The organism is Streptococcus sp. SK140, from assembly GCF_000259525.1.
Taxonomy (GTDB): Bacteria; Bacillota; Bacilli; order Lactobacillales; family Streptococcaceae; genus Streptococcus.
In genome coordinates this window covers 1-12,207 of the sequence record NZ_AJML01000039.1, presented here as the reverse complement: position 1 = coordinate 12,207, position 12,207 = coordinate 1, and the positions used below count along the sequence as shown (strand labels likewise).

The 12,207-nt window shown below is 41.0% G+C and carries 12 protein-coding genes and 2 pseudogenes; 4 read left to right on the top strand and 10 right to left on the bottom strand.

The features are described 5' to 3' along the window. The first annotated feature begins 1 nt into the window (after position 1). From accD to HMPREF1116_RS09925, 3 genes are all read left to right on the top strand, one after another. Positions 2–865 carry an acetyl-CoA carboxylase, carboxyltransferase subunit beta gene (gene accD / locus HMPREF1116_RS09935; protein WP_001173346.1) on the top strand — a complete coding sequence of 288 codons (864 nt, stop codon included), beginning with the start codon at positions 2–4 and terminating at the stop codon, positions 863–865. Then, a complete protein-coding gene (locus HMPREF1116_RS09930) occupies positions 865–1,632 on the top strand; it encodes an acetyl-CoA carboxylase carboxyl transferase subunit alpha (RefSeq protein WP_001017405.1) in 768 nt (255 codons plus the stop codon). Before accD ends, HMPREF1116_RS09930 begins: the two co-directional genes overlap by 1 nt. Before the next feature lie 275 nt (positions 1,633–1,907). Beyond that, complete coding sequence (locus HMPREF1116_RS09925; RefSeq protein ID WP_000737720.1) at positions 1,908–2,633, top strand: CPBP family intramembrane glutamic endopeptidase; 726 nt, start codon at positions 1,908–1,910, stop codon at positions 2,631–2,633. A 54-nt stretch (positions 2,634–2,687) separates the two neighbouring features. Here the strand turns inward: HMPREF1116_RS09925 and nusB are convergent, their stop codons facing one another. From nusB to gatC, 8 genes are all read right to left on the bottom strand, one after another. Continuing rightward, entirely contained in the window at positions 2,688–3,110 is a 423-nt protein-coding gene (nusB, locus tag HMPREF1116_RS09920; protein ID WP_000203647.1) for a transcription antitermination factor NusB, read from the bottom strand. Then, a complete protein-coding gene (locus tag HMPREF1116_RS09915) occupies positions 3,103–3,492 on the bottom strand; it encodes an Asp23/Gls24 family envelope stress response protein (protein ID WP_000510582.1) in 390 nt (129 codons plus the stop codon). The genes nusB and HMPREF1116_RS09915 overlap by 8 nt, the downstream gene beginning before the upstream one ends. 28 nt (positions 3,493–3,520) lie before the next feature. Then, positions 3,521–4,081, bottom strand: a complete 561-nt coding sequence (gene efp, locus HMPREF1116_RS09910; RefSeq protein ID WP_000568646.1) for an elongation factor P — start codon at positions 4,079–4,081, stop codon at positions 3,521–3,523. A gap of 80 nt (positions 4,082–4,161) precedes the next feature. Further along, positions 4,162–5,289 carry an SPFH domain-containing protein gene (locus HMPREF1116_RS09905; protein WP_000505822.1) on the bottom strand — a complete coding sequence of 376 codons (1,128 nt, stop codon included), beginning with the start codon at positions 5,287–5,289 and terminating at the stop codon, positions 4,162–4,164. 9 nt (positions 5,290–5,298) lie between these two features. Next, positions 5,299–6,255, bottom strand: coding sequence for a zinc-ribbon domain-containing transport protein (locus tag HMPREF1116_RS09900; protein ID WP_007555839.1), 957 nt, complete (start codon positions 6,253–6,255; stop codon positions 5,299–5,301). Between the two features lie 85 nt (positions 6,256–6,340). Then, positions 6,341–7,786 (bottom strand): Asp-tRNA(Asn)/Glu-tRNA(Gln) amidotransferase subunit GatB, encoded by a 1,446-nt coding sequence (gene gatB, locus HMPREF1116_RS09895; RefSeq protein WP_001008675.1) that lies wholly within the window; start codon positions 7,784–7,786, stop codon positions 6,341–6,343. Then, positions 7,786–9,252 (bottom strand): Asp-tRNA(Asn)/Glu-tRNA(Gln) amidotransferase subunit GatA, encoded by a 1,467-nt coding sequence (gene gatA / locus HMPREF1116_RS09890; RefSeq protein WP_000143724.1) that lies wholly within the window; start codon positions 9,250–9,252, stop codon positions 7,786–7,788. Before gatA ends, gatB begins: the two co-directional genes overlap by 1 nt. Further along, positions 9,252–9,554, bottom strand: a complete 303-nt coding sequence (gene gatC / locus HMPREF1116_RS09885) for an Asp-tRNA(Asn)/Glu-tRNA(Gln) amidotransferase subunit GatC (protein WP_000705413.1) — start codon at positions 9,552–9,554, stop codon at positions 9,252–9,254. Before gatC ends, gatA begins: the two co-directional genes overlap by 1 nt. 211 nt (positions 9,555–9,765) lie before the next feature. On the opposite strand from gatC, the pseudogene HMPREF1116_RS09880 reads away from it, so the two are divergent. Next, positions 9,766–10,026 (top strand): annotated as a pseudogene (locus tag HMPREF1116_RS09880) (TIGR02206 family membrane protein); the annotation flags it as partial. A gap of 60 nt (positions 10,027–10,086) precedes the next feature. On the opposite strand, the gene HMPREF1116_RS09875 reads toward HMPREF1116_RS09880, so the two are convergent. After that, entirely contained in the window at positions 10,087–11,130 is a 1,044-nt protein-coding gene (locus HMPREF1116_RS09875; RefSeq protein ID WP_000224427.1) for a 2,3-butanediol dehydrogenase, read from the bottom strand. Between the two features lie 126 nt (positions 11,131–11,256). After that, a pseudogene (locus HMPREF1116_RS09870) lies at positions 11,257–11,866 on the bottom strand (Asp-tRNA(Asn)/Glu-tRNA(Gln) amidotransferase subunit GatB); the annotation flags it as partial. Positions 11,867–12,207 lie beyond the last annotated feature (341 nt).

Sequence of the window (12,207 nt, the reverse complement as noted above, 5' to 3'; positions counted from 1 at the left end):
TATGGCTCTATTTAGTAAAAAAGATAAATATATTCGAATCAATCCCAATCGTTCGACTGTAAATCAACCTCAGATCAAGCCAGAGGTTCCAGATGAGCTCTTCTCCCAATGTCCAGGTTGCAAATATACGATTTACCAAAAGGACTTGGGGAGTGAGCGCATATGTCCTCACTGTGGCTATACCTTTCGTATTTCAGCTCAAGAGCGTTTAGCTTTAACCATTGATATGGGTACGTTTTTGGAAATGTTTAAAGGGATTGAGACTCAGGATCCTTTGAATTTTCCAGGCTATCGTAAAAAATTGACTTTGATGCGTGAAAAGACAGGTCTTGATGAGGCTGTTGTTACAGGAACAGCTTTGATTAAGGGAGAGAAGGTTGCCCTTGGCATCATGGATTCTAACTTTATTATGGCGTCAATGGGGACAGTTGTTGGTGAGAAAATCACTCGCTTGTTCGAATATGCCACAGATGAGAAATTGCCAGTCGTCTTGTTTACGGCTTCTGGTGGTGCCCGTATGCAAGAAGGAATCATGAGTTTGATGCAGATGGCTAAAATCTCTGCAGCTGTTAAACGCCATTCCAATGCAGGTCTCTTTTATCTGACAATCCTTACGGATCCAACAACTGGAGGTGTTACAGCTTCCTTTGCTATGGAAGGGGATATCATCTTGGCAGAACCCCAAAGTCTTGTTGGTTTTGCTGGACGCCGTGTGATTGAAAATACAGTAAGAGAAGACCTACCAGAAGACTTCCAGAAAGCAGAGTTTTTACTGGAACATGGTTTTGTAGATGCAATTATTAAACGGCGAGAATTGCCAGATGTTATTGCTCGATTAGTAAGACTACACAGGAGGGAGAGTTGATGAATATAGCGAAAATCGTCAGAGAAGCACGTGAACAAACCCGCTTAACTGCCTTGGACTTCGCAACAGGAATTTTTGATGACTTTGTAGAACTACATGGGGATCGCTCATTCAGAGATGATGGTGCTGTTATTGGTGGTATCGGATGGTTGGGAGACCAAGCAGTGACTGTTGTTGGAATCCAAAAAGGTAAAAGTTTACAAGATAATCTTAACCGTAACTTTGGTCAACCTCATCCTGAAGGTTATCGAAAAGCCCTTCGTTTGATGAAGCAAGCAGAAAAGTTTGGTCGTCCAATTGTAACCTTTATCAATACTGCTGGTGCCTATCCTGGTGTAGGCGCAGAAGAACGTGGTCAAGGTGAAGCCATTGCTCGCAATCTCTTTGAAATGAGCGACCTAAAAGTGCCCATTATTGCCATTATTATCGGTGAAGGAGGCTCTGGTGGAGCCCTAGCTCTTGCAGTAGCTGACCGTGTTTGGATGCTAGAAAACTCTATCTATGCAGTTCTCAGTCCCGAAGGCTTTGCTTCCATCTTGTGGAAAGATGGCACGCGTGCCATGGAAGCAGCTGGGTTGATGAAAATCACTTCCCATGAACTTTTGGATATGGAAGTCGTAGATAAGGTTATTTCAGAGAGAGGTCTCTCTGCCAAAGAGCTGCTAGCTCGTGTAAAAAATGAACTTCAAACAGAAATTGAACAATTAAAACAATTATCGTTGGAGAAACTTTTGGAAGAACGTTATCAACGCTTTAGAAAGTATTAAAAAGAAAGCTAGAACTAAAAACGGTTCTAGCTTTTTAGTTTCTCTCAAAAATTCATTTCAGGATTAAAAATTGACAGTTGAGGAAATGGAAGTGAGAGTCGTTAACAAAAGATGTATATTATATAATAAGGAATGATAATCTATAAGTGCTCCAGAGAATAGACTAGGTTTTTATAGATTTTATGCTGTGCTAGGTAAGTATATAACTGATAAACTGAATAGGGGGTGTTAATCTTTCCCTCCATCAAGGTAATTTTAATTTTTTAGGAGTGAGTATGAAAAAACTTTGGCATTTGGGAGTATTTATCTTACTGGTATTTCTATCAGTTTATCTACCAGAGTTAGGGGTTTTGCATCTGACTAAGTTTTTAAGATGGGGGATAGATGGCTATTATAGCATTTCAGCATTTGGGGAAGTAATTCTTTTAGTGATGTTTGTCTGCTGGTTGAAAAAGAAAAAGATGCTCTATATTTTTGAAACAAAGAGCTCGAAGAAGTCAAGATTCTTTTACCTTGTATTTGCTCTAGTGGCTACTTATTTTGTTCGTCAGTTGTTGAATACTTTTCAGTTACAGTTTCATCACTTAATTAATAACAAGTATATCTTTCAAGACCTTATTTCGACGTTATATTCTAATGGACAACCTACTTTTTTAGCGACTAGTTTCCATTTTATATCGAGTGTCATCGTTGCCCCTATATTTGAGGAGGTGGTTGATAGAGGGTATTTTATGAATACCTTCTTTCCAAACTCCAAGTATTATCTGGATGTTATATTATCAGCCCTTATCTTTGGAATCAGTCATTTGGTGTTTTCCCATCGCGATCCTATCAGTTTGATGTTTTATAGTTTAGGAGGCCTTTTCTTTGCCCTTGTCTACCGTTGGACAAAGAATCTAAAAATCACAATCCTGTGTCATAGTTTTTTCAATTTTCTCACTTATGCTAAGCCCATCTGGATATTTGTTTATAATTATGTCTATTACCACTTTTTTAGATAGTGGAAGGCAAAGAAAAAAGTGTTTGATAACTGTCAAACACTTTTTCTATATTATTTAATCTTCTTCTGTCACAAATTGACTGAGGAGTCCATTGATGAAACGGGCTGACTTTTGATCTGAAAAGCTCTTAGCAAGTTCAATAGCTTCGTTAACAGCTACGAGTTGAGGAGTATCAAATGAAGTGATTTCAAAAACTCCTAGGCGTAGTAAATTCTTTTCTACCAAAGTCAGACGATCGATGGTCCAACCAGTTTTCAAATGTTGTGTGATTTGTTTGTCCAGATCATCCTTTTTAGCTTGGACACCAGAAACGAGCTCTACAAGGAAGTTAGGAAGTTGTACGTCTGTATCTTCGCGATCATGTGTGTAGGCGAAGCGACAAGCAGTTTCTAGATCTGAACCATATTCAAGACTCATCAAGGCTTGGAAAGCACACTTACGTAGTTCACGTCTAGATTCTAATAATGGACTAGTCATTGAGGAAGTCCTCGTCGAATAAGTCTTTCAATTCTGGTTTTGGTGTTTTATCTGGAACGATACCTGAAACGTGAATGTTGACAGCAGAGATTTCAACATCAGCCATGTTACGGACAGCATCCTTAACAGCTTTCTGGATAGCCATAGCAACCTTAGGAACTTTGACACCGTACTCTAGGTAGAGGTAGATATCAGCTGTGAGCTCATCGTTTGCTTCTTTTAGATATACGCCACGACCAAGAGAAAGTTTTGAAAGGGTGTCAGATACTGATTTGTTTGAAAAAGAGTGTACGCCTTCAACTTTCGCAGTTGCAATAGCAATGATTTTTTCAAGTACACGTGGGGCGATGACGATTTCGCCAAGTTGTTCTTCAATTCCCATAGAATGACCTCTTTCTAGTTTCTAGAGATTAGGCGCGAGAAACGTAAGTTCCTTCTGCAGTGTTGATAATCAATTTTTGACCTGCTTCGATGAAATCTGGAACGTTCACGACAAGACCAGTTTCCATTGTTGCTGGTTTACCAGAACCTGTAACAGTAGCACCTTTAATAGATGGTTGTGTTTCAGCAACTGTCAATTCAACAGTAGTTGGTACAGTCACACCAATTACTTCAGTTCCGTAGAATTGGATTTTTACATCTGAGTTTTCAAGGATGTAAAGCAATTCGTTTTCAACATTCACAACAGGAATTTCGTATTGGTCATAAGTTTCTGTGTTCATGAAGTAAGCTGTGTCGTCCATTTTGTACAAGTATTGAGCTGGAACTGTTTCGATGATCGCTTGCTCAAATTTTTCTTCTGGGCGGTAGCTTGTTTCAAAAGTTGAACCAGTGCGGACATCACGCAATTTCATACGCATGATAGTGTTTCCTTTACCTGGTTTGTGGTGGCTAGCTTCCAAAACGCGGATCAATTTTCCTTCAGCTGTTTCAAAAGTCATACCAGCCTTTAGTTTACTTGCTTCAATCATGTTTTTACCTCTTTAATAAATAGTTTACTCTTTATTGTACCATAAAATGCAATAATTCTCAAATATCAGATGAGCTTGAATTAGTTGACTGGTACGATATTTCCTTCTTCATCTTTGGTTACGAGAACATACTTACCGTCTACCTCGATGTAAAAGTTCTTGCTTGCAGTTTGCCCGTTATTTTGAACAGGTGCTTGAGTTTGGGCTTGTTGGTTGAGTTGATTGCCAAGTGTTTGTCCTAGATTCATTCCCATAATCATGTTCATACCATTGCCATTGCCTTCATTGTTAGCAGCAGCGATGAGAGCTTCATTACGAGCACGACGTTCTTCAATCTCGATCGTATTGTACTTCATAGCGACAAGCTCGCTATCAAGCTTACGGACAATATCTAAGCTTTCTTGATCATAGCTCAAATCTTCAAGTAGAATGTTAGTTGTTTCAATCCCATAAAGTCCAGACCATACCTTGTTAACTTCTTGTTTTGCTAGCTCATTGAAAGTATCTTGATTGGCATTAAGGCTATAGATATCTACCTTGTTTTCATTGGTAAACTTAGCAATTGCAATAGCAATCTTTGGTGCGATATTTTGTCGAAGTGTTCCTTGAGCTACATTTTGTAATGTAAAGGCTTTATGGTCTTCAATTTGTTGACTGATGGAGCTGACGTAGAATAGGACTGGATCAGCAACTTTGATATCAAACAAACCGTAGAAGCGGATGTTAAGTAATTGTTGATAACGTTCACTGAAGTATTCTACAGCATTTTGTGTACCGAATTTATTTCCGGCAACGGGTTGCATACGAATAAAGATGATTTCTTGTTGGGTAATGACTTGACCACCAAATGAGAAGCGGTTTTTGAAATTTTCCCAAGTACCCTTTAGGCCACCTTTTTCAAGAAGCCAAGCATTGTCTCCAGAACGCCATTCGTGGCTACCAGCTTCTAAGACGTCTCCAAGGAAGGTACCGTTGTTCACTAGAATAGCGACATAGCCTTGAGGAACAATAACGACACTACCATCTGTTAGTAGTCCAGTGTTTTGATTGCTTTGTCTAGATTTGCCATCTGGATCTTTTGAAAGAAGTTGGCCTTTAATGGCCAAAGCATCGGCTGTTAGGTTATTTGGAAGTACGATAGCTTCTTTAAATTTGCTATCGTTGAAACTATTAAGCCCTGAAGATAGGGCGGCACGAATAAATCCCATAATTTCCTCCTAATTATAAAGTTCGTCTTCATCCACAACATCGTAGGTATCGAGTACCCATTGGTTTGGACTACGTGTGAGATCAGCTCCGCAGTATTCACATTGGCTAATAGCTGAGATTTTAAGTGGTGCACCACAGTTTGGACAGTGGTCGCTAACAGCTTCATCTTGAACATTGTTTTCGGTTTGGCTACCATGTTTGCGGATGAAGTTCATTTGATAAACTGTAAATAGATCTTGTTGAGGGTCTCCTTCGATAACCTTACGAGTCTTATCATCGATAACATAGTCTCTGAGTGTAGATGAAAGGATAACCACTAAAGTATCATTTCCATCAGGATTTTCATAGAAATCTTTGATGCGGATATTTTCAACATAGACTTTTTCTAAAACATTGGTTGTTTTTGCCCGAATATGATCTTCGAGTTGTGTACTATGTTGGGAATAGAGACTAGTACTTTCGAGAGAGCGAACCAAATTCCAATCCTTTTTAGTCCAGGCTGCCTGCAACTGAATATAGACTTCTTTAACCCATGAAGCGAAGGCATCAGCATCAAAGTTTGGATCACCATATTTGACACGATTAACAGCTAGTGTGTTGTGTTCTACTCGGCGATGGCTAGGTGGATTATATCCAGTTGAACTACCGTAAGACTTGCCAGAAGATGAATTCTGGTCGCTTAGATATTTGATGAACATGTAGAGTAAGAAACCTCCAACACCAAACATGATAAGCATGTTCATACCAGTACCTAAAGAACCACCTGAACTAGAGGAGCTACTTCCAGAGCGATAGCTACTTTTATAAGAGGAGCTGCGACTTGAGCTACTGCGGCTGCTACTTCTTGAACTGCTTCGGCTAGAGCTACCACTTCGCGAATGGCCAACGCCAGCATCAATTGAGTTAAATGGTGTGAAGAAGAACAACAATAAACAAGTGGCGAGAAGAGTATATAACTTTTTCATATGTCTCCTAACTATGTGAGTACAAAGTGCAAGGCATCAAGCAATGACTGACTTCATCAACTTGTGACAGTTATATTGAGATTGATTATTGATCGTTTTTCAACTTAGCCAATTCTTGGGCAAGTAGTTTAAGGGCGACTTGCGGGTTGGCTTGGCCTTTGGTTGCTTTCATGAGGAATCCTGTGAAGGCCTTGTCAGCGTTACGTTTTCCTGATTTGAAGTCGGCAACAGCGGCTTCGTTATCCGCAAAGACTTGATGAATAATTGGAATCAAAACATCAGGATCTGAGATTTGAACTAAACCAGCTTTTTCCACGTATTCACGTGCTCCACCACCATTTTTAGCTAGGTGAACAAAGACTTTCTTGGCAATCTTAGACGAAATAGTACCGTCTTCGATGATGGCAATCATTTCAACCAAGTTTTCTGGTGTCAATTCGATTTGTTCCAGTGTCTTACCTTCGGCGTTCAAGAATTGAGCGACTTCACCTTGGAGCCAGTTAGAAACTTGTTTAGCATCACCACCGAGGGCGACAGCTTTTTCAAAGAAATCAGAAGTGACTTTATTGGCAGTCAACTGGCTAGCATCGTAGTCTGATAATCCGAGTTGAGAGACATAGCGAGCACGGCGTTCTTTTGGAAACTCTGGCAATTCAGTGCGCATTTCCTCAATCCACTCATCTGAGATTTCAAAGAGTGGTAGGTCTGGTTCTGGGAAGTAGCGGTAGTCTGCAGCACCTTCCTTGACACGCATGAGGATAGTTGCTTTATTAGCTTCATCGTAACGACGTGTTTCTTGGCGGATTTGACCACCTGAACGAAGGATTTCAGCCTGACGTTGCACTTCGTATTCAAGACCCTTACGCACGTTTGAGAAGGAGTTAAGGTTTTTCAACTCAGTCTTGGTACCAAATTTCTCTTGACCATAAGGACGAAGGGAGATGTTGGCATCCACACGCATGGAACCTTCTTCCATCTTAACGTCGGAAATACCAGCATATTGGATCACTTCCTTGAGGGCTGTTAGATATGCATAAGCTTCTTCAGGAGAACGCATGTCGGCTTCAGATACAATCTCAATCAATGGCACCCCTTGACGATTAAGGTCGACATAAGAGAAACCATCTGTTCCGTGAGTATTTTTACCAGCATCTTCTTCCAAATGGGCACGCTCAATACCGATTTTCTTAGTTGTACTGTCTTCTAGCTCCACTTCAATCCAGCCGTTATAACCGATTGGCTCATCAAATTGAGAAATTTGATAGGCTTTAGGATTATCAGGATAGAAGTAGTTCTTGCGGTCAAAGTGCATCTTCTTGTGGATGTCCATGTTGAGGGCAAGAGCTGCCTTGATACCAGCATCGACTACACCCTTATTGAGAACTGGCAGAACACCTGGGAAAGACCAGTCAATCACGTTTGTATTGGCATTTTGGTCATTTCCAAAGTGGGCAGAAGTAGGTGAGAAGATTTTTGAATTGGTGTTGAGCTCTACGTGGACTTCAAGTCCAATGACTGTTTCAAAGTTCATTAGTTATCACCTCCAAAAATCACGGGTTGTTGTTTGTGGTAGTCTGTTGTTGCTTCAAAAGCAGCAGCAGCTTGGTAGATAGTCTCTTCTGAGTATTTAGGACCAATCAATTGTAGACCGACAGGTAGACCTTGAGCAAATCCTGCAGGAATTGAAATTCCTGGGAGACCTGCCAAGTTGACTGGGATGGTCAAGAGATCCGCCAAGTACATAGCAACTGGATCGTGGTTGAGCGAATCCAAGTCAAAGGCCACGCTTGGAGCTGTTGGGCCAAGGATGAGGTCGTAATCCGCAAAGACTTTTTCAAAATCTTGGATGATGAGGGTACGAACTTGACCAGCCTTCTTATAATAAGCATCGTAGTAACCTGATGAAAGACTGAAAGTACCAAGCATGATCCGACGTTTGACTTCGTCACCGAATCCTTGGCTACGAGTGTTAACGTAAATCTCGTCCAAGTTCTTAGCGTCTTCAGCACGGAAACCATAGCGGATACCGTCAAAACGTTGCAAGTTTGATGAAGCTTCAGATGAAGCGATGATGTAGTAGACTGCCACACCGTATTTAGAGTGAGGAAGGCTAACTTCTTCTACAACTGCACCAAGTTTTTCAAAGTGTTTAGCAGCATTCAGAATGGTTTCCTTAACCTCTGGGGCAATCCCTTCACCAAGGTATTCCTTAGGCAAAGCAATTTTCATTCCCTTGATGTCTTGACCGATTTTTGAAGTAAAGTCGGCAATGCGGACAGGAGCAGAAGTAGAGTCTTTTGCATCTTCGCTAGCAATAGCATTGAGCAAGAGCGCATTTTCCTTAACGGTAGGAGCAAAAGGACCAATCTGGTCTAATGAGCTACCAAAGGCAATCAGACCGAAACGTGAAACTGTTCCGTAGGTTGGTTTGAGACCGACAATCCCGTTGAAGGCAGCCGGTTGGCGGATGGATCCACCTGTATCAGAACCAAGAGACAAACGGACTTGTCCTGAAGCTACAGAAGCTGCGGAACCACTAGATGATCCACCGGGAACCTTGCTGTGGTCCCAGGCATTTTTAGTTGCACCGTAGTAAGATGTTTCACCAGAACCACCCATGGCAAACTCGTCCATGTTGGTTTTCCCAACAACGATCATGCCCTTAGATTTTGCATTGGCAACAGCTGTCGCATCAAAGATTGGCTCGTAGTTATAAAGCATTTTTGAGGCTGCAGTTGTGAGGATGCCGTCTGTAGAGATATTATCCTTAACTGCTAGCGGAATTCCTGAAAGGACATTGTCAGCGTCAATTCCAGTTTCGTCAATAGCTTTAGCTTGAGCAAGAGCTTGATCTTCAGCGATAGTGACAAAGGCATTGATAGCTTCTTCACGCGCCTTGATATCTTCAAGCGTTGCTTGCGTTAGTTCGGTTGCAGAAATTTCCTTAGATACAAGGAGATTATGCAACTCTTCAATCGTTTTATTGTTAAAAGTCATTAGGCATCTCCTCCATCGTCCAGGATAGCTGGTACCTTGATATAGTAATTGTCTTTTTCAGGTACATTTTTAAATAAGCGATCACGGTCAGTTCCCTCTTCGGCTACGTCTGGGCGAAGAACGGTCTTGCGATCTGCCATGGTAGTCGTTGGTTCGACACCAGTAGTGTCGACTTCGCCGAGCAATTCGACCATATCAACAATCTTAGACAAGGTTGTCGCAAACTCAGTAGTTTCTTCTTCTGAGAATTTTAATTTTGAAAGATTGGCAACGTGTGTTACCTCTTCTTGCGTAATTTTCATCTTGCATCCTTTCGTGAAATGATGATTATTTATCTGTTCTATTTTACCATATTTTCCTATAAATAAGGTAAGTCAAGTTGAAAAGAAGTAGAAATTGAAAAAGGATTTTAATTCGATATAATGGTTGAAAATAGAAGCAAGAACAGCATTGGTTTTTAGTCGGCAAACAAGATGGAGACATTTACCGATTCGAATAAGTTAAGGAGAACATATGACAATTTGGGATTTACTTTTTACCAGTAAAAAAACAGTCCCTCCAGACTTGGGGACATGGTACATTTTGTTACCTACTTCTTTGCTAGTCATAGCTGCTCTATCAATTCGTTATGCCTCATCTAAGCGCTATCGAGATTTTTGGTATTGGGGTCAATTGATTCAATTACTGATTATCAACGCTTGGTATATTTCGGCACGCCTGCCCCTGTCTGAGGCTCTCCCTTTTTACCATAGTCGCATGGCAGAGTATTACATTTCAAAAGGCCGAAGCGACCTTGCTCCGACCTGATTGTATTGTCTTAAAAAGATTGATTTTTTATTCTGGTTCTACCAAAATCTTGATTTGTGACTTGTCTTGAGTTAATTCGATAAAGCCGTCTTCCACGATATTTTCCAATTTAATTTTCTTAGTAACCAGTTTTTCAGCAGAGAAGTAACCTTGTTCCATCAATTCTAATACTTTAGGGAAGATATGACGATAAGCAATAATTCCTTTCAGTGTCTTTTCTTGAATAGCAAATTCATTTGGATTGATATTTGCTTCTCGTTCCCAGATAGAGACAACCATACACTCACCTGCCTTATGTACTGCGGCTAGAGCTTGCCCCAAAACTACTGGTACACCAGTTACTTCATAAGAAACGTCTGCACCACCATTTGTCAAACGGTGTACAGCTTCAACAACTGTTTCTCCATCCTGTGGACGTACAACGATAGCCCCCAATTCCTCTGCTTTGGCTTGGCGTTCTGGTGATAATTCAACGGCATAAATCTTAGAAGCACCAGCTGCACGAAGAGCTTCCACAATCAAGAGACCGATAGGCCCCAAACCAAAGATAACAGCTGTATCTCCGGCCTTAATAGCAGATTGACGAACTGCATAAACGGCTACAGCAGCAGGTTCTGTAAGCGCTGCTTGCTCATAGCTCAAGCTATCTGGAATCACATGGACTAAATCTCCATCTAGGACACAGTATTTAGCAAATCCACCATCTGCCGCAAGACCGACGAAGTTCAAATTTGTATCAAGGTTGTAATCACCAATTAAGTTGTGTTTTGCCAAAATTGGCTCGATTGTCACACGATCACCGACTTTGACACGAGTCACATCGCTTCCAACCTCAACAATTTCTCCAGCAAACTCGTGACCGAGGGTAACGGGTGCTTTTTGACCAGAATAAACATGCTCTTCCGTTGGAATGAAGATTGGTCCATCCAAGTATTCATGCAAGTCTGTCCCACAGATTCCCGTGAATTTGACCGCTACCTTTACTTGATGAGGTTGTACTTTAGGGACTTCTACTTCTTCGATACGAACGTCCTTTTTGCCATGCCAGCGAGCAGCTTTCATTGTAGCCATATGAATAACTCCTTATTGTTGCGATTTTTAGTTTTCTTTTTCGGAAACTTTACACGTAATATTGTAAACGCTTTCTATTAATTTGTCAAGAAAAACCCCAACCTCAAGGCTGGTTTCTTTTACATATTACTCTTCTTTCAACTTAGCCAATTCTTGGGCAAGTAGCTTAAGGGCGACTTGTGGGTTGGCTTGTCCTTTAGTTGCTTTCATGAGAAAACAAGTAAAGGACTTGTCTGCATTCCGTTTTCCTGACTTGAAGTCTGCGACAGCAGCTTCGTTATCGACAAAGACTTGATGGATGATTGGAATCAAAACATCTGGATCTGAAATTTGAACTAAACCGGCTTTTTCAACGTATTCACGAGCACCTCCACCGTTTTTAGCAAGGTGGACAAAGACTTTCTTGGCAATCTTAGATGAAATAGTGCCGTCTTCGATGATAGCGATCATTTCTACCAAGTTTTCTGGAATCAACTCGATTTCTTCAAGCGTCTTACCTTCAGCATTCAAGAACTGAGCGACTTCACCTTGGAGCCAGTTAGAGACTTGCTTAGCATCACCGCCAAGGGCAACAGCTTTCTCAAAGAAGTCAGAGGTGACTTTGTTAGCAGTCAACTGACCTAGCATCGTAGTCTGATAATCCGAGTTGAGAGGCGTAGCGAGTACGGCGTTCTTTTGGAAACTCTGGCAACTCAGTGCGCATTTCTTCGATCCACTCATCAGAGATTTCAAAGAGGGTAGTCTGTTGTTGCTTCAAAAGCAGTAGTAGCTTGGTAGATAGTCTCTTCTGAATACTTAGGACAGACCGACAGGTAGTCCTTGAGCAAATCCTGCAGGAATTGAAATTCCTGGGAGACCAGCCAAGTTGAAAAGAAGTAGAAATTGAAAAAAGGATTTTAATTCGATATAATGGTTGAAAATAGAAGCAAGAACAGCATTGGTTTTTAGTCGGCAAACAAGATGGAGACATTTACCGATTCGAATAAGTTAAGGAGAACATATGACAATTTGGGATTTACTTTTTACCAGTAAAAAAACAGTCCCTCCAGACTTGGGGACATGGTACATTTTGTTACC